Source organism: Chryseobacterium sp. CS2K3 (genome assembly GCF_059515185.1).
Genome location: NZ_JCAKRW010000004.1, coordinates 242,339 through 262,974 on the forward strand (window position 1 = coordinate 242,339; position 20,636 = coordinate 262,974).

At 34.0% G+C, this 20,636-nt stretch carries 18 protein-coding genes; 16 read left to right on the forward strand and 2 right to left on the reverse strand.

The window, feature by feature from the left end:
• Window positions 1–53: 53 nt before the first annotated feature.
• The 11 genes from AC5YGG_RS08520 (at window position 54) to AC5YGG_RS08570 (ending at window position 11,269) form a co-directional block, all read left to right on the forward strand.
• Entirely contained in the window at window positions 54–800 is a 747-nt protein-coding gene (locus AC5YGG_RS08520) for an electron transfer flavoprotein subunit beta/FixA family protein (RefSeq protein ID WP_065398045.1), read from the forward strand.
• A gap of 41 nt (window positions 801–841) precedes the next feature.
• Window positions 842–1,789 (forward strand): electron transfer flavoprotein subunit alpha/FixB family protein, encoded by a 948-nt coding sequence (locus AC5YGG_RS08525; protein ID WP_496144092.1) that lies wholly within the window; start codon window positions 842–844, stop codon window positions 1,787–1,789.
• A gap of 188 nt (window positions 1,790–1,977) precedes the next feature.
• Window positions 1,978–2,577, forward strand: coding sequence for a bifunctional nuclease family protein (locus AC5YGG_RS08530; protein ID WP_496144093.1), 600 nt, complete (start codon window positions 1,978–1,980; stop codon window positions 2,575–2,577).
• 22 nt (window positions 2,578–2,599) lie between these two features.
• Entirely contained in the window at window positions 2,600–3,982 is a 1,383-nt protein-coding gene (locus AC5YGG_RS08535) for a nucleoside permease (RefSeq protein WP_496144094.1), read from the forward strand.
• A gap of 297 nt (window positions 3,983–4,279) precedes the next feature.
• Entirely contained in the window at window positions 4,280–4,684 is a 405-nt protein-coding gene (locus AC5YGG_RS08540) for a hypothetical protein (protein ID WP_496144095.1), read from the forward strand.
• 2 nt (window positions 4,685–4,686) lie between these two features.
• On the forward strand, window positions 4,687–5,097 hold the full coding sequence (locus tag AC5YGG_RS08545; RefSeq protein ID WP_496144096.1) for a hypothetical protein: 411 nt from the start codon (window positions 4,687–4,689) through the stop codon (window positions 5,095–5,097).
• A 58-nt stretch (window positions 5,098–5,155) separates the two neighbouring features.
• A complete protein-coding gene (locus tag AC5YGG_RS08550; RefSeq protein ID WP_496144097.1) occupies window positions 5,156–6,334 on the forward strand; it encodes an acetyl-CoA C-acyltransferase in 1,179 nt (392 codons plus the stop codon).
• Window positions 6,335–6,440: 106 nt separating this feature from the next.
• Window positions 6,441–7,931: an MFS transporter gene (locus tag AC5YGG_RS08555; RefSeq protein WP_496144098.1), complete on the forward strand. Its 1,491-nt coding sequence runs from the start codon at window positions 6,441–6,443 to the stop codon at window positions 7,929–7,931.
• Window positions 7,932–8,166: 235 nt separating this feature from the next.
• Complete coding sequence (locus AC5YGG_RS08560; RefSeq protein ID WP_496144099.1) at window positions 8,167–9,093, forward strand: mevalonate kinase family protein; 927 nt, start codon at window positions 8,167–8,169, stop codon at window positions 9,091–9,093.
• 10 nt (window positions 9,094–9,103) lie between these two features.
• Window positions 9,104–10,033: a UbiA family prenyltransferase gene (locus tag AC5YGG_RS08565; protein ID WP_496144100.1), complete on the forward strand. Its 930-nt coding sequence runs from the start codon at window positions 9,104–9,106 to the stop codon at window positions 10,031–10,033.
• A 63-nt stretch (window positions 10,034–10,096) separates the two neighbouring features.
• Window positions 10,097–11,269, forward strand: coding sequence for a proline dehydrogenase family protein (locus AC5YGG_RS08570; RefSeq protein ID WP_496144101.1), 1,173 nt, complete (start codon window positions 10,097–10,099; stop codon window positions 11,267–11,269).
• Between the two features lie 539 nt (window positions 11,270–11,808).
• Here the strand turns inward: AC5YGG_RS08570 and AC5YGG_RS08575 are convergent.
• Window positions 11,809–12,345 (reverse strand): helix-turn-helix domain-containing protein, encoded by a 537-nt coding sequence (locus AC5YGG_RS08575; protein WP_496144102.1) that lies wholly within the window; start codon window positions 12,343–12,345, stop codon window positions 11,809–11,811.
• A gap of 942 nt (window positions 12,346–13,287) precedes the next feature.
• On the opposite strand from AC5YGG_RS08575, the gene AC5YGG_RS08580 reads away from it, so the two are divergent.
• Window positions 13,288–14,397 carry a M14 family zinc carboxypeptidase gene (locus AC5YGG_RS08580; RefSeq protein WP_496144103.1) on the forward strand — a complete coding sequence of 370 codons (1,110 nt, stop codon included), beginning with the start codon at window positions 13,288–13,290 and terminating at the stop codon, window positions 14,395–14,397.
• Between the two features lie 613 nt (window positions 14,398–15,010).
• On the opposite strand, the gene AC5YGG_RS08585 is transcribed toward AC5YGG_RS08580, so the two are convergent.
• Window positions 15,011–15,526 carry a DUF4920 domain-containing protein gene (locus AC5YGG_RS08585; RefSeq protein ID WP_496144104.1) on the reverse strand — a complete coding sequence of 172 codons (516 nt, stop codon included), beginning with the start codon at window positions 15,524–15,526 and terminating at the stop codon, window positions 15,011–15,013.
• A 142-nt stretch (window positions 15,527–15,668) separates the two neighbouring features.
• Between AC5YGG_RS08585 and AC5YGG_RS08590 the strand changes: the two genes are divergently transcribed.
• From AC5YGG_RS08590 to bla, 4 genes are all read left to right on the forward strand, one after another.
• Window positions 15,669–17,081, forward strand: a complete 1,413-nt coding sequence (locus tag AC5YGG_RS08590) for an APC family permease (RefSeq protein ID WP_496144105.1) — start codon at window positions 15,669–15,671, stop codon at window positions 17,079–17,081.
• 169 nt (window positions 17,082–17,250) lie between these two features.
• Window positions 17,251–17,691 carry a GPW/gp25 family protein gene (locus tag AC5YGG_RS08595; RefSeq protein WP_065394267.1) on the forward strand — a complete coding sequence of 147 codons (441 nt, stop codon included), beginning with the start codon at window positions 17,251–17,253 and terminating at the stop codon, window positions 17,689–17,691.
• A 24-nt stretch (window positions 17,692–17,715) separates the two neighbouring features.
• Window positions 17,716–19,599, forward strand: coding sequence for a type VI secretion system baseplate subunit TssF (locus AC5YGG_RS08600; protein ID WP_496144106.1), 1,884 nt, complete (start codon window positions 17,716–17,718; stop codon window positions 19,597–19,599).
• Window positions 19,600–19,696: 97 nt separating this feature from the next.
• Window positions 19,697–20,584: a class A beta-lactamase, subclass A2 gene (gene bla, locus AC5YGG_RS08605; RefSeq protein ID WP_496144107.1), complete on the forward strand. Its 888-nt coding sequence runs from the start codon at window positions 19,697–19,699 to the stop codon at window positions 20,582–20,584.
• Window positions 20,585–20,636: the final 52 nt, after the last annotated feature.

The following is a 20,636-nucleotide window of genomic DNA, read 5'->3' on the forward strand; positions in this document are numbered from 1 at the left end:
ACATGAAACCGTAAGGTTACATATGATCAAATAAAAAAAATTAAGAACAACATATGAAAATATTAGTTTGTATTAGTAGTGTGCCGGATACTACTTCCAAAATTAACTTTACAGCAGACAAATCTGCTTTCGACAAAAATGGAATTCAGTGGGTAATCAATCCTCTTGACGAATTTGCGCTGACAAAAGCAGTTAAACTTCAGGAATCTCAAGGAGCAACAGTAACAGTAATCAACGTAGGAGATGCTGCTACAGAGCCCGTAATCAGAAAAGCATTGGCTATCGGAGCTAATGATGCAGTAAGAGTAAACCTTGATCCAAAAGATAGCTATTCAACAGCAAAAGAAATTGCTGCTGTAGCACAAAACGGAGGATATGATCTTATCCTTTGCGGTAAAGAATCTATCGATTATAACGGTGGATCAGTACCGGGAATGGTAGCTCAGTTACTAAACCAGCCTTTCGTAAATGCATCTGTAGGATTAGATGTAAACGGAAGCGAAGCTACTGCAGTAAGAGAAATCGAAGGAGGAAAAGAAACTATTTCTGTTAAATTACCAGCAATTATTGCAGGACAGAAAGGATTAGTAGACGAAAAAGACCTTATCATTCCAAACATGAGAGGAATTATGTCTGCTAGAACAAAACCTTTACAAGTGGTAGAACCTACTTCTTCTGAAGTAAAAGTTCAGGGAGTATCTTACGATAGTGTTCCGCCAAGAGCAGCTGTGAAAATGGTATCTCCGGATAATTTAGATGAATTGGTAAGATTACTTCACGAAGAAGCTAAAGTAATCTAATCTTTAAATTTTTCAATCTTTTAATTTTTAAATTTAAAACAATGGCAGTATTCGTATACGCAGAAAATATAAACGGAGTTTACAAAAAAGCAGCTTTTGAAGCAGTTTCTTACGCAAAAGCTATTGCTGATAAAGCTGGAGATACAGTTACAGCAATCTCTGTAAACCCTACTGATTCTTCAGATTTATTATACAAATATGGAGCATCAAACGTAATCAACATTAAGGACGAAGGTCTTAAAAACTTCTCAGCTAAAGCATATGCTCAGGCTGTAAATGAAGTGGTAGATGGAAATATCATCGTTTTCCCTCACACTACAGACGCTTCATCTATTGCGCCAATGTTAGCTGTAATGAAGAATTATTCTTTAATTACAAACGCTTTAGAGGCTCCGGAAAGCCTTTCTCCTTTCCAGGTAAAGAGAAGAGCATTCTCAGGTAAAGGATTTATGCATGCAAAAGCTGAAGGAAACGGAGTAATTGTTACGGTTTCTCAGAACGCTTTCGGTGTTAAAGAAAATGCTGTATCAGGTTCTGAAGAAGTGAAAAACTTATCAGTAGCCAATGAAGATACTAAAGTGATTTCTCACGAACAAAGCTCAGGTAAATTAGACCTTAAAGAAGCAGAAGTTGTAGTTTCTGCAGGTAGAGGTATGAAAGGTCCTGAGAATTGGGGAATGATTGAAGATTTAGCAAACGTTTTAGGTGCAGCTACAGCTTGTTCTAAGCCAGTTTCTGACATCGGATGGAGACCTCACACAGAGCACGTTGGGCAAACAGGTAAAGCTATTTCACCTAACCTTTACATCGCGGTAGGTATTTCAGGAGCTATTCAGCACTTAGCTGGAGTAAACTCTTCAAAAACTATCGTAGTAATCAATAATGACGCTGAAGCACCATTCTTTAAGTCAGCAGATTACGGAGTAGTAGGAGATGCTTTCCAGATTATTCCTGCATTAACAGAGAAAATTAAAGCAATCAAAGGATAAGAAAGTGAATTGTGAATAGTAAATCCGCTTTGCTCGTAAATTTTTAATTAAATAATTCACCTGCGAAGCAAAATTCACTATTGACGTTTGACAATCATTAACAATACAATAAAAGCTCGGCTTTCCGGGCTTTTATTTTTGTGTAAAAAAGTGAAAACACAACAAAAAATTAATCTATATTTGTAGCTATGGATTATAAACAGCTAATTATTCGCGGAATATCGTACAGCCAGACTCAATCTGGTGCGTATGCATTGTTACTGGAGCATGAAGAAACACACATAAAATTACCTGTTGTTATAGGAAATTTCGAAGCTCAGTCGATCTCTCTTGGACTAGAAAAAGATATCCATCCACCGCGTCCTCTTACCCATGACCTCTTCACAAAATTTATCGTTTCTGCCAATTATGAACTGATTTCTGTAATTATTTATCAAATTGTAGATGGCGTTTTCTTTTCAAATATCAACTTCAAAAATAAAGTGACCGAAGAAGAATTGATTCTTGATGCAAGAACTTCTGATGCCGTTGCAATGGCGGTAAGGTTCGATGCCCCTATTTTTACTACGCAGCAGGTTCTGAACGAAGCTGGAATTTTACTTGAATTAGAAGATGTTTCAAGAGAAGAAGAAAGCTTTTCAGAAACAGTACAGACAGAAGATAGCCTAAAATCATTGTCTATGGAGGAACTTCAGAAGCTATTGGACGATGCCGTTAAAGAAGAAGATTACGATACCGCCCTTGAAATTCAGGAAGAAATCAAGAGAAGGAAAAAGAAAATTGACTAAAGAGATACTTTTTATATAAACTATGAATTTAAAATTACGACTGACCATCCTCAGTTTTCTCCAATTTTTTGTTTGGGGAGCATGGCTGATTACGATGGCGAACTTCTGGTTTGGCACAAAGCATTGGGACGGAACTCAGTTTGGAGCTGTTTTCGGAACAATGGGAATTGCTTCCATTTTTATGCCTACCATTACTGGGATTATTGCTGATCGTTGGATAAATGCAGAACGAATCTTCTCAGTATTACACATCCTTTATGGGGCTATGCTTTTCATATTGCCGCATTCTGCAGATCCGAACTCATTTTTCTCGGTAATGCTTGTCGCAATGTGCTTTTATATGCCTACCATTGCCCTTACCAATTCAATTTCCTATACCATTCTAAAGAATAACGGACTGGATGTAGTAAAAGACTTCCCACCCATTCGTGTATGGGGTACTATTGGATTTATTGTCGCAATGTGGATTACAAACCTTAGTGGAAATAAAGCTACAGAAGGACAGTTTTACATTGGAGGAGCAGTAGCTATCTTTTTAGGAATTTACGCTCTTACTTTACCAAAATGCCCACCACAAAAGCTTATTGATAAAGACGCTCCACTATCTGAACAGCTGGGACTGAACGCCTTTAAGCTTTTTGGAAACTATAAAATGGCGTTATTTTTCCTGTTCTCAATGCTTTTAGGAGCAGCACTTCAGTTGACAAATGCGTATGGTGATGTATTCTTGAGTGAATTTGCCCATTTTCCAAAATATGCAGATTCATTTGTAGTACAGAGATCTACCATTATTATGTCAATATCTCAGGTATCAGAAACATTATTTATTCTGGCAATCCCTTTCTTCCTTAAGAAATTCGGAATTAAAAAAGTAATGTTGATGTCCATGTTGGCATGGGTACTTAGATTTGGATTCTTTGCGTACGGAGTACCGGATGGCTTTGGATTATCTTTAATTATCCTTTCATGCATCGTGTACGGTATGGCTTTCGACTTCTTTAATATCTCAGGATCTCTTTTCGTAGAGACTACAACAGATAAAAAGATCCGTTCATCAGCACAAGGGTTATTTATGATGATGACAAATGGTTTCGGAGCTGTTTTTGGCAGCTATATTGCAGGTTGGGCTATTGATAAATTCTTTACGCATAAATTTAATACGGCAACAGAATTATCAACTTATCTGGAAACAACACCGGATAATCCTACTTTCTTAGAAATTTTAAAAAACAGTTTCAATGCAGTAGTAAATTCAGACGGAACACTTTCTTCCGTTGTAATGGTAAAAGACTGGCACCAGATTTGGCTGTCATTTGCTATTTATTCATTGGTTTTAGCTATATTCTTTGCTGTTTTATTTAAGCATAAACATAAACCTGAAGATGTTTCCTCTGTGAACCATTAATTCAGCTAAAATAAGTAACATATAATTGCACTTTCTATAAGAAGGTGCAATTTTTTTGTTTTAAACCAGTTCATAATTAGGATTTATCTATTAATAAGTATAAAAAGTGTGGTTAGAATTATGATAATGATTATTTGTGTATTTTAAATTTATTAATATATTGTTAATATCGTTGTTGAATATTTAATTTTTAGCATATTTCATTGTGACTAATGGTTGTTAGGCAAGTGAATTACATGTTTGGAAGCAGATGATTTGAAAATGTGTTTTTTTTTGTATTTTGGCACTTTAGTAAATATGAAAAATATTCAGTTATTAGGATTGTTATTAGTGGTTGTAGGAAGTTTTATGCCTTTGGTGCATGTTCCTATTATTGGCAACTGGAATTATTGGAAGCTGGACCACTACTTGGCTATAGCATGTTGGATTTTTGCAGCGTGTGCAGTCTTTGGAATTGTAAATAGCAGCGCAAAAATTGTAAGATTTTTTGGAATCCTGCTAATTCTTTTATTCACATTTACCCTGGTTGCTGTTAAAATGCAGTCTTTAGAATACTTCAGCTTCTTACCATTCAAATCCTGGAGAGAAACATTTGCAGGAGTCGTTAAACTAAAATGGGGATGGATTGTAGAGTTCTTAGGCGCTTTTATGATGATTCTACCAGGAAATAATAAAAAAGTAAATCAACGTACACAAATTTAGTTATGGATCTTTTTAAAGTACTTTCAGCTGGATTTTTACTGTTGTCAGCTTCTCAGATTAAAGCTCAGGAGTCTGCTCAACAAAAACTGGACAACCCTGTTAAATGCTCAAATATAAAAGAAGGTAAATTTCTTAGAGCCAACTATCCGGAAGCCATTTGGCATATGATCATTAAAGATAATGTTCAAACGGAGTATTTCAACAACGGAAAAGATTTTGTAAAGTCAACCCTCGTTTTTTTGGATGACTGCAATTATAAAGCAATTGTGACAGAGAAATCTTCAAAGGAAGATCCGGCACAGATAGGAGATGTCTTCAATAATAAAATTATAGCCACTCAGGATAATATGCTGAAGGTTAACAGTAAGATTGAAGGATCCCAATTTGATATCGTCTACATAAAAGTAAAATAAATTTAATTATAAAAAGTGAAACTAAGGTTTCACTGAGCAAAAAATAAAAATTATATACATGAAAGAAGTATTCATTGTTTCCGCAGTAAGAACTCCTATGGGGAGTTTTATGGGAAGTTTGTCAACAGTTCCGGCTACTAAATTAGGAGCTACTGCTGTAAAAGGAGCATTAGATAAAATTGGTTTAGATCCTGCAAACGTTCAGGAAATTTATATGGGGAATGTATTACAGGCAGGAGAAGGGCAGGCACCGGCTCGTCAGGTAGCTTTAGGAGCAGGTCTTTCTGTTACTACACCATCTACTACTGTAAATAAAGTTTGTGCTTCAGGAATGAAAGCTGTTACAATGGCTGCACAGGCAATTAAAGCAGGTGATGCAGAAGTAATTGTTGCAGGAGGTATGGAAAACATGTCTTTGGTTCCTCATTATTATAACGCAAGAGTTGCAACAAAACTTGGAGATATCAAAATGCAGGATGGTATGGTGTTGGACGGGCTTACTGACGTTTACAACAAAGTACACATGGGCGTATGTGCAGAGAAATGTGCGGTAGATTATAGCATTACAAGAGAAAATCAAGATAATTTCGCGATAGAATCTTATAAAAGATCAGCAAAAGCTTGGAGCGAAGGAAAATTTAATGAAGAAATCGTACCGGTTTCTATTCCTCAAAGAAAAGGTGAGCCTGTAATCTTTGCTGAAGATGAAGAATACAAAGCAGTAAACTTCGACAGAATTTCAACACTTCCTACAGTTTTCAAAAAAGAAGAAGGAACAGTAACAGCTGCTAATGCCTCTACATTAAATGATGGTGCTTCTGCGTTAATCCTTGTTTCAAAAGAAAAAATGGAAGAATTAGGATTAAAGCCATTAGCAAAGATCGTTTCTTACGCTGATGCAGCACAAGAGCCTGAAAACTTTACAACTGCTCCGTCGAAAGCATTACCTATCGCCCTTAAAAAAGCAGGGTTAGAAATTTCAGATATTGATTTCTTCGAATTTAATGAAGCTTTCTCTGTAGTAGGATTGGCAAATAACAAAATCTTAGGCTTAGATGCTTCTAAAGTAAACGTAAACGGAGGTGCTGTGGCACTAGGGCATCCACTTGGAAGCTCCGGCTCAAGAATCATAGTTACTTTGATCAACGTATTGAAGCAAAATAACGCAAAATACGGTGCAGCAGCTATCTGCAACGGTGGTGGTGGAGCTTCTGCAATCGTGATTGAAAATATATAACATTCTGTTTCAGAATATATTGCCATTAAGGAATCGATAATTTTTTTAAAAACTTATCCATTTCTTAATGGTTTTTTTATTTTTGTGCTACTAATATTTATTTGAAATGTCTGAAACTGAGAATCGACAGCCTAAAAACATAAAGAATAATCCGAAGATTATGAAAGCCTGGGCGGTATATGACTGGGCAAACTCCGTGTATTCCCTGGTTATTACTTCCACTATTTTCCCTATTTATTATTCCATTCTTACCACAGCTTATGAAAAGAAGGAATATGTTACGGAAACAAAACAATGGATTGATGTCCCGGTGAGGCACATGATCAAAATTTTTGGAGAAGAATATCAGCCGGATGCGGTATATGGATATTCATTAACGATATCATTCTTTATCGTAGTATTATTATCTCCGTTCTTGTCTTCGCTGGCAGATACTATTGGGAACAAAAAGTCATTCTTACAGTTTTTCTGTTATCTTGGAGCAACATCATGTATGGGGCTTGCAATGTTTACAGGAATGCATAATGTATTTTTGGGGCTCCTCTTCAGTATTACAGCAAGTGTCGGATTCTGGGGAAGCTTAGTCTTCTATAATTCCTTTCTCCCGGATATTGCAACGCCGGACAGGCAGGATGCACTTTCTGCAAGAGGATATGTATACGGATATATCGGTTCTGTAGTTTTAGTGGTAATCTGTTTAATCCTTATTCAGGTTTTTGCAAAAGGAGCGGCACAGCAATTATTATTTACAAGAATCAGTTTCCTTTTAACAGGAGCATGGTGGTTCGGGTTTTCACAATATACATTTAAACATCTTCCACAATTTGGAGACGTTAAAGATAAACTTCCTAAAGATCTGGTATTATTAAATTACAAGAATATCTTTAAAAAACATGAAGAACAGGGAGGATTCTTTGAAGTGTTAAAAGATAACATGAGCTTTTATAAAGACATTGCGAAGGAAAGCTTTCATGAACTTTTCAAAGTAGGAGGAGAATTATTCAAAGACCGAAATCTGAAATTCTTTCTTTCAAGTTTCTTCTTTTACAGCGTTGGGATGCAAACGATCTTCCTTATGGCTACTTTATTTGGGAAAAGTGAGATTAATCTAGCTCAGGATAAACTGATTGGAACCCTTTTGGTAATCCAGATTGAAGCCATTATCGGAGCAGTAATTTTCTCAAGACTTTCCAAAAGAATCGGAAACAGAAATGTTATTTCAATCGCTATTTTCCTATGGATTGTTGCTTGTATCTGGGCTTATTTCTTAAACAAAGAAAATCCTACAGTAGAATATCAGTTCTATGGAGTAGCAGCAGTTGTAGGATTGGTAATGGGAGGTCTTCAGGCAATGTCCAGATCCACTTACTCAAAATTACTTCCGGAAAACTCAATGGAGAATACAACCTATTTCAGTTTCTATGATGTATTGGAGAAAATTGCCATTATTATCGGTACGTTTATCTTTGCAACATTGATTGAGCATTTTAATAATATGCGTATTGCAGCTTTATCCATGACATTATTCTTCGGTGCAGGATTGATTTTAATCCGATTCCTGAAGGTCAAAATGAGAAAAGACAGAGAAACACTATAAAAATTAAAAGACGTTATTTTTAACGTCTTTTTTTATTTTTTAACTTAAACTTAATTCTTATTCAAAATCTGAGCTGATATAAAGTAAGATGGGAATTTTTTTTGATCTCGATACTTTTTTTCGTATTTTTATATAGTAATTGAGTGAAGTGAAACCAAAAAACTAATAATTCGGTCCAGGTTTTGCTTATATTCAACGGAATAATTTTAACTTTGCAAAAAGATTTATTGTCAAGATGACCAACCCTTTATTTTATGCAAAAATAATTCTGTTTGGAGAATATGGAATGATTGAAGATTCCCAGGGGCTTGTAGTACCTTACAGCTTCTATAAGGGAACTTTAAAATTTTCAGATTTGAGTTCTGAATTTGAACTTAATTCCAACAGGCATCTGCAGAAATATTCAGATTTTCTTACCACGCTTGATCTTTCTGATGATTTTACATTAGATATTGAAAGCTTCAAGAATGATATTTCAAACGGACTTTTCTTCGATTCTAATATTCCTCAGGGATATGGAGTGGGAAGTTCAGGCGCTTTAGTGGCTGCTATTTTTGAAAAATATTCAATAAGTAAATTAAATCCTGAAAATATTTCCAAAGAAAATCTTAAAAAATTAAAGGCAGTTTTCGGTGAAATGGAAAGTTATTTCCATGGGAAAAGTTCAGGAATGGATCCTCTGATCTGTTATATGAACCTTCCGATTCTTATTGAAAATAAAGAAAATCTTGATAGAGTATCCATTCCCGACGGACAAGAAGGTAAAGGAGCCATCTTTCTGATTGATTCCGGAATTACAGGTGAAACAGGACCTATGATCCAGATCTTCTTTGAAAAAATGAAAACAGAAGGTTTCCGTAAAACATTGAAAGAAGAATTTATTCGTTATAACAATGCATGTATAGAAGCTTTTCTTAAAAAAGATATGAATCCTTTCTTTAGAAATCTTAAAAAACTTTCTCACTGGGCTTATGAACATTTCCGTCCTATGATTCCTGAAAGTATTTTTAACATCTGGAAAAAAGGTCTGGATTCCAATGCGTATTACCTAAAACTCTGTGGAAGCGGTGGTGGAGGCTATATTTTAGGCTTTACCCAGGACTATGAAAAAGCAGAAAAAATGCTTGACGGCTTCCAAAAAGAAGTTATTTACAGATTTTAAATAGATTGGAATGAATTCTGAAAAAGAAACTTTCCAATCTAAAAACTATATTTCAAAATCTCTACTTTACAGATTTTCTCAATTTGTGGGCTTTTTACTTGGAGCACGTTTTTTTGTGGCTGCTCTTTTAACGTTCGCCCTTTATGTTTCCACTTTTTTTCTGTTTAATCAGGAAGAATCCTTTAGAAATTTCGTTTTTGACTTCAAAGTACACGGGATTATTTTCTGTACTGTTCTTACTATTTTAGCCGGTGGGATTATCAATCAGTTCTACGATCTGGAAAAAGACCATATTGTAAAACCGTTCAGAACAAGAATTCAAAGTTTCATTAAGCAGAAATATTTCTTATATGCTTATCTTGGGCTGAGTGCCATTTCTTTAGGAGTGGCTTGGATGATTTCCCATAATGTGTTTATTTTCTTTGTAGTATATCAGTTTTTTATGTGGTTTTATAGTCACAAATTAAGCAGAATATTAATACTGAATAATCTCACATTTGTAAGCCTTACCTTATATCCGTTTTTTGGGATGATGGTATATTATGAAACTTTTTCCAAGAAGGTTTTCCTGATGGCTGTTTTTCTTTTTCTGATTCTTTTATGCATTGATATCGTAAAAGATACACTTACAAGAAGTGTAGATAAAGCCTTTGGGTATATTACAATCCCTAATTATTTTAAAAGCAGAAATACAAAAATCATTCTTATATCGTTGCTTTTGGTAACCATGGCGGTTTCTATGAAGATTATCACCAAAACGGGTGTGACGGGATTTATGGCTTACTACTTTGCCGGCGGATTATTTATCATGATTCTTTGTATCTATCTTTTTTTAAATTCCAGCAGGAGAAGTAGCTTCCTCACATTGAACATATTACGTTTTTGGGTTTTCGTGGGAATTATAGCGATGCTTTTAAACGGAATTGAACATAAATTATAAAAAAATTCTTTAAATAAACTAAGGTTATTATTACCTTTGCGTAATTAAATTTAATAAATAGGAATGCCCATTTTTAATGATACTAAAGTTGCATTTGCAGACAAGTCAGATGCACAATTGAGAAAGGCTTACTGGATGTTTAAAATGATTGAACAACCTGCACTTACCAGCCTTGGAACATCTGTTCTTAATTTTACAGTACACAACAACTTTCCATTCGTTACCGGAATTGTAAAAAACACTTTGTTTGAGCAGTTTTGTGGTGGTGAAACCCGTGAAGAAAGTATGAAGGTAGTAAAACAGCTTTTCAAAAGAGGAGTTGGGAGTATTTTCGACTATTCCATTGAAGGGAAAGAAGATGAAGCAACTTTCGATGCCGTATGTAAAGAAATTAAGGATATTGTAAGGTTCTCAGTAGGAAATCCGGCAATTCCTTTTATTGTATTTAAGCCTACCGCATTTGGAAGAATTGATCTTTATGAAGCTGTTGGAAAAGGTGCTGAACTTACTACAAGTCAGAAAGAAGAATGGGAGAGAGTGGTAAAAAGATTTGATGAGGTATGTGCTCTTTGTCATGAAAATGATAAAAAAGTAATGGTAGATGCTGAAGAAACCTGGATGCAGGATTCGGCGGATCAGCTTTGTGAAGAAATGATGGAGAAATATAACCAGGAAAAACCAATCGTTTGGAATACAATCCAGATGTACAGAACCGGAAGATTGGAATATATGGAAGCACATCTTCAAAGAGCAAGAGAAAAAAATTACTTTATCGGATATAAGATCGTACGTGGAGCTTATATGGAAAAAGAAAGAGCGAGAGCAGCAGAAAAAGGATATGCAGATCCAATTCAGCCAAATAAAGAAGCTTCAGATAAAAATTACAATGCAGGAATTGATTTTGTAATGAATCACCTGGATAAAGTATCTGCTTTCTTTGGAACTCACAATGAAATTTCTTCTGAATTGATCATGGATAAAATGAAATCCAAATCTTTGGAAAATGGAAATCCACATGTTTATTTTGGACAGCTTTACGGGATGAGTGATAATATTACATTCTATCTTTCTGATAAAGGTTATAACGTGGCTAAATATCTTCCATATGGTCCTGTAAAGGATGTTGTACCATATCTTACGAGAAGAGCTCAGGAAAACACCTCTGTAGCCGGACAAACGGGAAGAGAGCTTGGACTGATCAAAAAAGAATTAGAAAGAAGAAAAAGCAGCAGATAGACTTTGCTTTTAAGATAAGGAAAGACCCGCAATTTCGCGGGTCTTTTTATTTGGAGATAATTAAACAGAAATCTTATTAAAACTTGCTTTCAATGACTAATAAGTTTCTGTAAAATAAAAGTAATTGATTATCAATATACTTCATGCTTAATATTAAATTGCTTAGTGAAAATAAATAACTTATATTTTTAATTATTAATCTATTTGTATATAGTATTAATTATTTGTTAAAATAATTAAATTTTTATTGCTGATTTTATTTAAATTTTTTATATTTGATATGACTATAAGAATTAATAAAATAATGTTTTATGATCATATTGTTAATATATAAATGATTCATTTTATATTTTAAATTACCGCCATCTGATATAAAGATTAAAGTTCCGGATATAAAGCAATAAATGCTCATTAAAACAAGAAAAATAATATCTCTGGATGTTTATATGTCATTCCAGTTAAAAAACAAATAAAGCATAATAGCTTTAGTTTTCTTCTTCAAATATTTTTTAGCCTGACTAATTCCTTAGTCAGGTTTTTTATGGCTCAAAACTTTCAAATTTTCCATTTTCATAGAACAATACAATACGTTTTATCTTATTGGTTTGATTTCCAATAGCTTGACTTATTATTTCTTCTGGAGAAATTTCTAATCGCTGAGAATCGGATATTTTTTCTGAAGCTTTACTTTGCGACGGAATAAAGGATTCTACAGGACTTGTTTCGGGAAGCTTTGTTTCCGTTTCATCACTCCCGAATTCATTATCGTTATTCATCATTGTGAACAGGTCGGGGAGAGGAGTTGTTTTTACAGTATCCTCTTCAGCTTCTTCTTTGTAAACTTCAGGGGTAGGCAATTCTGATTTTATCATTTCGCCTTCACCCGTTACTAACCAATCCCAAAGAAGTTCGGGGAAACGAGATTTTATTTTTATGATAAACTCCAGAGAAGGTTTATTTCTTCCGGACGTAATATGCGAAATCGAAGAACGCTGTACATCGATCTCATCTGCAAATTCAGATGGAGTAAGATTGGAGTACTCGATAACTTTTGAAATTCTTTCGTTTAAACTCATAAAAATAAGCCTTTAATTATGTTACAAATGTAAATAATATAATTTACAAAAGCAAATAACAAATGTAAAAGAAATGATAATTCATAAATACACAAATGTAAATTAATTTTAAATGATTGATATTCAAAATAATGCATATTAATTACATTTGTGTTTTAATATTGTAATCCGTAAATTCTATTATTATATAAAAGTATGAGTTGGGTAGATTTGCCATTATAAAAATATATTTTTGAATGGATAATGTTCTTTTTAAAGCTCTGTTTTATCGACTAAATTTGTTTACAATAGTAATTTCTTCATAGAAGCCTTAGAATGCTTTAAAATACTGCTTAAATACGTTTAAATAAGGCTTTATAATAATATACAAATGTAAAATGATTACATGAATTACATGATATAGACCATATTTACAATTGTTAGCCCTTAAATTTCTTTATTCTCTTAAAATTCATTTTTTGATAAGTTTGATCTTTAAATAAAATTCTACTTTAAGTCAAAAAATAAAAGTTTTATCAATTGTAGAGGTATTTACAATTGTATTTGCCTATACAAACGTGTATTTTATCTATTTTATTTGTTTAAAAAAGTTATGCCTATCTGTCTTAAAACAGGTAGTTTCTTACTTCAAGTAATATTAAAAATACTATTTAAATAAACTTCATAACCAATTGATTTATATTAATTTAAATATATTGTTTTAAATTATTCACAATCCACAATTTTATCCACAGACAAATTGTCTGTATAGGTTGTTTAACAATGTTACAACTGTTAAGTGACTAATCAACCTGGAATTTGATTATTTAACTTTTGTAAATTTAATTTTATAAACAGAAAAATTAAAGAAAAGTTGTAATTTTACAATTGTTTACAAATGTTAATCTAGTTTTTATCCCTTAAAATGGTTAATTTTGATTCTTGTAAACTATATATCGAATAATGAACTTTGAACATATTTACTCTGCAACCCCCGATTTCCCAAATCGCTATATTTCCCCTGAAAAATTATTTTCTTACCTACAGGCGAATCTCAACGATTATATAACAGAGATCGGAAAATCATTTTTAGACAAACCTATTTATCAGTTAAGCATCGGAACCGGAAATATCCAGGTGTTGGCTTGGTCACAAATGCACGGGAATGAATCTAATGCAACTCATGCAATGCTTGACCTTTTGACAACTCTTGATAAGGCTCCGGAATTGAAGAATGATCTGTTCAATAAAATAAGACTTGATTTTATCTTTATGCTGAATCCTGACGGATCCGAAAAATGGACAAGACTGAATGCTTCAGATATTGACCTGAACCGTGATTTTCATAATGAAGCAAGTAGGGAGATTAAATTCCTTAAAAATGTAGCGGCTTCTAAGAAGTATGATTACGCTTTAAATCTTCATGAGCAAAGAACTATTTTTACAACAGATGGTATTCATCCGGCAACTCTTTCCTTTTTAGCACCATCTGAAAATGTAGAACGAACAGTTACTGAAAACAGAAAAAAATGTATGGCTGTGATCGGTAGCGTTTATACTCATTTAAAAGATATGATCCCTAATCAGATCGGCAGATATTCTGATGAGTTTTATCCGACTTCTACCGGAGATAATTTCATTAAAGCAGGAATGCCTACTATATTATTTGAAGGCGGGCACTTTATAGATGATTATACAAGAAAGGGAACTCGAAAATATTATACTGTTGCATTATACTATGCATTAAAAGCAATCAGTGAACTGAACTCTGATATCGAAGGTTGGGAAACTTACCTTGAAATTCCGGAAAATAAAGAAACGCATTATGATATTATATATAGGAATGTAAAACTGAATACAGACCACGAATGTATTTTAGATATTGCAGTTCAATATAGAGAAATGAAAGAAGAGGGGCAGGACGATATTTCCTTTATTCCTTTTGTTATGGAAGCAGGGGATGTGAAAAAAAGAAAAGGATGGATAGAAATAGATTGTACGGGAAAAAGATTTGTTTCTGATAATAAATATCCAAAACTGGATGCAGTAGTAGATTTTAAAATAGAAGATTAAGAGTTTCGGCAATCCTTTGGATTGCCGAACTTTTTGTTGGAATATATATAAAGATATAAAGCGTGTTAGGAATTTTCTCTAAGATTTGATTATTCAAACACATTTATTGTAGAGAAAGAATCTGTAAAATTCGCGAGATTTATCTTCAATAGAAACGGGCTTTAGCCTGTTTAACAGAATAGGGGATCAAGCGCAAAAGTTGTGGGGCTTAGAATATTTAGATCAGTTTAATTTTAAAATTTAACGCAAAGGATTTCTATTATCTGGTGTTGTATTTTAGGAAGCAAAGGTTGAATCAATTGTATTGATTCTTTCTAAGCGTACGCGTATCTACATCGCTTCATCAGCGACTTTTGTCTCTTTTTTAGCTCCCTTATCAATAATCAATTCCATCATGTCTTTGCGTTTATAGAAAATTTAAGTATAAAGCTTAGAGGAGTAAAAAGATAATTTATTTTTTCTTCAGATTAACGAAACTTTTTGCGTAGCCCCCAACTTTTGCTCCTGATCCAGAATAGGTTATTCAACGGCTTTAGCCAAAATCCAAATTATTAAAACAAACCTCCGGAGAGCCTTCTCCGGAGGTTTGTTTATTTTTTATCCTGTTCGTATCTTAGTTCACCACTTTAATACCACTTGCCAGGAATCTGATCTCTTCTTTCGGCTGTGTAATGGCATCAATTTCAGCTTGAGGTTTCTTAGCATCTTCTGCATAATGTTTCTGCTCATCTACAGAAATCACTTTTCTTTCCGCATTTCCTTCCAATACTACATTTTTACCTTTTAAAGCAGTTGGAACGAAGAAAGCATAATCTTTCATTTTTACGAAAAACTGCGAATTATCTTCAGTCTGGATTGTTAACCAGCACCCTTTTTTCTCACAAACATCAGTTACTTTCCCTTTGATTGCTATATTTTCCAGCTTTTTATTTTCTTTTTTAAGCTTTTTTCCTAATTTTTCTACTGAAATTGCTTTAGATTCAGTGTTGGAAGCAACTCCTGCTCCGTAAGCATCACCTACAAGAGCATTTCCTGCTGGAGGACCTACTTTTTTCTGAGAGGTCTCCTGTGCAAAAGTAAAAGTAGAAGCACTTACAGCTGCCGCAAATAATATCGCTTTGAATTTCATTGTTAATATTTTCCTCAAAAATACTAATTAAAATCGAATCATAAACTGATAAATATTGATAAAAAACAGGTCGTTCTGTAAAATTTTAATAAAATTCAAAATGAAAGAGAGATTTGTTTATATTTGACGCCTATACTTGACTATGCAAAAAAAACTGAAATTATGGGATGCCATTATGCTTGTGATGGGATCTATGATCGGAAGCGGAATATTTATTGTAAGTGCCGATATGATGCGAAATATGGGGTCTGGATTCTGGATGATCGTTGTATGGATTATAACCGGTGTGATGACAGTAGCTGCTGCGATAAGTTACGGTGAACTTTCCGCGTTATTTCCAAAAGCTGGAGGACAATATACTTATCTGAAAGAGATCTTTGGAAAAAGAATGGGCTTTTTGTACGGTTGGGGTCTGTTTACCGTGATACAAACAGGAACAATTGCTGCTGTAGCAATGGCTTTTGGTAAATTTACAGCATATCTTATACCTTCACTTAATGATGCTGCTCCTATTTTTCAGAGTGGTGAGTTTAAAATTACATGGATACAAATTTTAGCAATCGCAGTTATTCTTCTGCTTACTTATATCAATACAAGAGGAGTACAAAGTGGCAAGATTCTACAGAATATATTCACAGGATCTAAGATTATAGCATTGATTGGTCTAATAGCATTAGGTTTCATATTAGTTGATTTTTCTCATTTAGCAGAAAATTTCAGTTGGGGAACAGATGCTTTTAGCAATCTTAAAAAAGATGTAAGTGGAAATTTCTTAAAAGATGGCTGGGAGCCCATTGGTGGCATGACTTTATTGGGAGGTATCGCCGCAGCTATGGTAGGCTCTGTTTTCAGTTCTGTGGCGTGGGAAAGTGTAACTTTTGTGTCTGGGGAAATAGAAAATCCAAAAAAAAATGTAGTGAAGTCAATGATCTACGGCACTTCGGCTGTAATGATTCTTTATATTGCGGTCAATTTTGTTTATTTGAATGCATTAGACAGGGATTCAATTGCCTTTGCAGCTAATGACAGGGTAGCAGTAGCGGCATCACAAAATATTTTTGGAAGCGCAGGAACTATTATCATAGCTCTTTTAGTGATGGTTTCTACTTTTGGATGTGATAATGGACTAATCTTAGCCGGAGCAAGAGTTTTCCAGACTATGGCAAAAGATGGAATGTTCTTTCAGTCGGCAGTGAAGAATAATAAAAATGAAGTTCCGGAAAATGCATTATGGATGCAGGGTGTCTGGGCTTCTTTACTATGCCTGAGCGGACAGTACGGAAACTTACTGGATATGATTTCCTTTGTGATCGTTCTGTTCTATATGATTACAGTCTTCGGGGTAATTTATCTGAGAGTAAAACAACCGGCATTGGAAAGACCTTATAAAACGTGGTTATATCCGATAACTCCAATTATTTATTTGGTGATCGGTACCTGTTTTTGTATTCTTCTTTTAATATATAAACAACAATATACATGGCCCGGATTTTTATTAGTTCTTCTTGGGCTTCCGGTGTATTATTTTATTAACCGAAAAAACACGGATCATTAAAGTAAGATAATGAATATAATATAGATAATAGATTCAGGACTTTCAATTCATTTTGAAGGTCCTTTTTTTGAATAATATTTTAATTTATTATGGCAATTATTTAGTGAAAATGTGTATTTTGGTATTTCGTTTTTAAGAAAGCGGAACCATGAAGTAAAAACAATAAGTTATGGATACACCAAATTACAGAATGCCCTTCGTACCCTCTACGCTAATGACTGAAGGTGGCAGTATCGATACCTGCGATATGGGAGAAAGTATAGCCCATAATATTATGCTGCTGATCACCACTAAAAAAGGAGAGAACAGATACGATGAAAACTATGGAAATGACGTTTGGAACCTGGAATTTGATAACGGAGTAACAAGCGCCATTTGGGAAAGCGTTTTTATCAAAAGCCTTAGAAGACAGATCCAGGAATATGAACCGAGGATCGTACAGCCGCAGATAGATGCCAATATACAATTTGTAGAACACAGCTACGATACTAAAGAACACACCGAAATCAAAAAGAAAGTAAGAATTGCCATCAATGCAAAGATGGAGGAAACAGGAGAACGTTTCAGTTTTTCAACGGAACTGTTCCTAAGCCCGATGTCTATTGATTAATATTTTTAACAGCGAAAAAAAATTATGAATTTAGATCAGAATATTTATTCTAAAGAATCAGTAAAAGCAAGAATGCTTCAGAATGCAACTAAAGTTTGGGGATTGAAAAGCCCACAGTCTTTAGATCCGTTTGTAAAACTATTGATAGACGCATTCAGTACAGAAGTATTTAAAGCAAATAACGAAATACAGACAGTAAATGCCCGCATTTTAGAAAAACTGGCAAAACTGTTGACCCCATCTATTTATACACATCCCATTCCGGCACATTCTGTTGCTTTTACCCAACCTTATGAATCTTCTGAGGTTTTACTTGAGCACACAGAATTTTTCTTCCGTAAGCAGATGACTTCTACCATTAAATCGGAATCGGATAAGCAATTGAATATCCCTTTTACACCGGTAGGAAATGTAAGAATCAACAAAGTACACACTTCTATAATGTTTGTAGGAAACACGTGTTACAGTATTGATGATCGTTTCAATAAAATTCCTATTGCAAGATTTCAGGGAAAACCCGAAGATTACAGAAAAATTACCATAGGAGTTGATGTAAGCAAATACGTAAGTGAAAACTTCCCTAAATATCTAAGTATATTCTGCTCCAATCCTGCATTTGAGCATTTGGACTTTGTGTATAAGCTATTGCCCTATATCACTGTTTCAAGTAACGGAAATCCGTTATTTGTACGGGAAGGTTTAAGTTACCTTACAGAAAATCAGGTTGATGGATACGAACAAATGTTTAAAGAACAATCCATTAAAAATAAGGTAATTGAAGATATAAAAAGTATCTACCGTCATAAGTTCATTGAGATTACCGGAATTTCCAATAGTCTTTTCTCAGAACCGGGGCAGCTTCCTCAAAACCTTGAATTCCTTGCCTCAAAAGAAGAAGTGGTAAAATATATTGATAATAAGCGTTATCTATGGCTTACTTTTGAATTCCCGCCACAATTTTCTGCAGAAATTCTGGACAACTTCTTATTTGTATTAAATGCTTTTCCAATTTACAACAGAGGTTGGAAGAAAACAGAATACAGTCTTGATATCATGGGAAATAATATCCCTTTGGTAACAGACGAAGGAGAACATTTCCTGTATGTAGATGAGGTTCAGGATGGAGACGGAAGAAAATATACCGAGATCCCTTTTACTCCGGCTGATGATCTTAAAAAAGGATTGTACACCGTAAGAAAAGGAGGAATGGAGCGCTTCACAAGCAGAAATGCAGTAGATATGATCGCAAATGTTCTCGAACTTACCAGGGATGAAATTGCTGCATTTTCACTTCTCAACAGAGACAACGTAAAAGGAGTCCTGAGTGAAATGTCTGACAAGATGAAGTCTATGGTGCAGAAAGTAAATAATGCCAAAAGAAATATAAGACAGGAACTGAACTATGTGATCATGGAACCTGTTGAAAAAACAGATCATACGTATGCTTCATTTTGGGTTACCCATTGTACTTTCGCCAATCATATGCGTCCGGGAACAGAACTTTCCAATCAGTTGAAATCTCAGACCATAGTATTGCTTTCAGAAACATTGGGCGGTGCCGAAGAACAAAAAGGTACAGACAGTATTCAGGCTTATAAATATGCATTAACTACAAGGGATAAGATCATTTCCCTTGAAGATGTAAAAAACTATTGCCGAATGATTCTGAAAGATGAATTAAGGGAAGTAAGAGTAAGGAGAGGAACAATGATCAGCAATAAGCCTAAAGAAGGTTTTGTAAGAACTGTTGAAGTAGAAATTGTTCCGCAGAATTATTCCTTCTATGGAAGAGCATATTGGGAAAATATGGCAAATATTCTTAGAAATCAGATTATTGCTAAAGCTATAGACGGCATCGAATATCTTGTAAAAGTTACTAACGAAGACGTTGATTTTCAGGATATGTAAAAATTTAAATTATAATAAAAAATGTCGTAGAAATACGGCATTTTTAGTACGCTGCTCATTATTGAAAGTAACTAAATCTAGCAGAAAATATTTTTTAATGAAAAAATTATCAATTATTATATTATTGTGTCTTTTTAATTTTCAACTGAAAAGTCAGACCATTCAGGATTTAAGAAATAAAATCAATCATATTATTTCAGCAAAAAATGCAACTGTTGGAATATCCATGAAGGGAGTGGAAGATAAAGATACTTTAAGTATTAATGGAAATAAACAAATGCCGATGCTTAGCGTATTTAAATTTCACATCGGATTGACGGTTTTGCATCAGGTAGATAAGGGAAAATTAAAATTGGATCAAAAATTTTTCATTAAAAAAGAAGATCTGATGCCTGAAACCTGGAGCCCGATCAGAGATGAATACCCTGAAGGAAATATGTACCTGACATTAGACCAGCTATTAAGATATACCGTTTCTCATAGTGATAATAATGGTTGTGATATTCTGTTGAAAATTATTGGAGGGACAAATACTGTGCAAAAATTTATTACCAAGCAAGGAGTCAAAGACTTTACAATAAAATTGAACGAAGCAGAAATGAATACCTTTGATAAATTTTATGTTAATGTTACAACTCCTTTAGCAACAACTTATCTTTTGGAAAGGTTTTACAATGGAAAAGTTTTGGGACCTAAAAGTACTAAATATCTTTACCAGATCATGGTAGAAACTTCAAGAGGATTGTCCTGGATGAAAGCAGGATTTCCTCCGGGTACAGAACTGGCTCACCGAACCGGAATCTCAAGTAGAAACGATAATAATTTAAGAGCAGCAATGAATGACGTCGGGATTGTTAAACTTCCTAATGGCAAACACTTTATACTATCTGTATACCTTAAAGACATTAATGAAGAACTTACCGATACTGAAAAAATTATTGCTGATATTGGGAGTGCGGTTTGGGAATATTATATAAAAAAATAAAGGTTTATAGGCAAATAGTCATAATTAACCCATTCAATAGAAACAGACTTAG

Coding starts and splice junctions, on each gene's coding strand:
- AC5YGG_RS08590 (WP_496144105.1), top strand. CDS start 15,669: ATGCAAAAAAAACTGAAATTATGGGATGCCATTATGCTTGTGATGGGA.
- AC5YGG_RS08545 (WP_496144096.1), top strand. CDS start 4,687: ATGGATCTTTTTAAAGTACTTTCAGCTGGATTTTTACTGTTGTCAGCT.
- AC5YGG_RS08570 (WP_496144101.1), top strand. CDS start 10,097: ATGCCCATTTTTAATGATACTAAAGTTGCATTTGCAGACAAGTCAGAT.
- AC5YGG_RS08555 (WP_496144098.1), top strand. CDS start 6,441: ATGTCTGAAACTGAGAATCGACAGCCTAAAAACATAAAGAATAATCCG.
- AC5YGG_RS08585 (WP_496144104.1), bottom strand. CDS start 15,526: ATGAAATTCAAAGCGATATTATTTGCGGCAGCTGTAAGTGCTTCTACT.
- AC5YGG_RS08575 (WP_496144102.1), bottom strand. CDS start 12,345: ATGAGTTTAAACGAAAGAATTTCAAAAGTTATCGAGTACTCCAATCTT.
- AC5YGG_RS08525 (WP_496144092.1), top strand. CDS start 842: ATGGCAGTATTCGTATACGCAGAAAATATAAACGGAGTTTACAAAAAA.
- AC5YGG_RS08600 (WP_496144106.1), top strand. CDS start 17,716: ATGAATTTAGATCAGAATATTTATTCTAAAGAATCAGTAAAAGCAAGA.
- bla (WP_496144107.1), top strand. CDS start 19,697: ATGAAAAAATTATCAATTATTATATTATTGTGTCTTTTTAATTTTCAA.
- AC5YGG_RS08540 (WP_496144095.1), top strand. CDS start 4,280: ATGAAAAATATTCAGTTATTAGGATTGTTATTAGTGGTTGTAGGAAGT.
- AC5YGG_RS08580 (WP_496144103.1), top strand. CDS start 13,288: ATGAACTTTGAACATATTTACTCTGCAACCCCCGATTTCCCAAATCGC.
- AC5YGG_RS08595 (WP_065394267.1), top strand. CDS start 17,251: ATGGATACACCAAATTACAGAATGCCCTTCGTACCCTCTACGCTAATG.
- AC5YGG_RS08535 (WP_496144094.1), top strand. CDS start 2,600: ATGAATTTAAAATTACGACTGACCATCCTCAGTTTTCTCCAATTTTTT.
- AC5YGG_RS08550 (WP_496144097.1), top strand. CDS start 5,156: ATGAAAGAAGTATTCATTGTTTCCGCAGTAAGAACTCCTATGGGGAGT.
- AC5YGG_RS08565 (WP_496144100.1), top strand. CDS start 9,104: ATGAATTCTGAAAAAGAAACTTTCCAATCTAAAAACTATATTTCAAAA.
- AC5YGG_RS08520 (WP_065398045.1), top strand. CDS start 54: ATGAAAATATTAGTTTGTATTAGTAGTGTGCCGGATACTACTTCCAAA.
- AC5YGG_RS08560 (WP_496144099.1), top strand. CDS start 8,167: ATGACCAACCCTTTATTTTATGCAAAAATAATTCTGTTTGGAGAATAT.
- AC5YGG_RS08530 (WP_496144093.1), top strand. CDS start 1,978: ATGGATTATAAACAGCTAATTATTCGCGGAATATCGTACAGCCAGACT.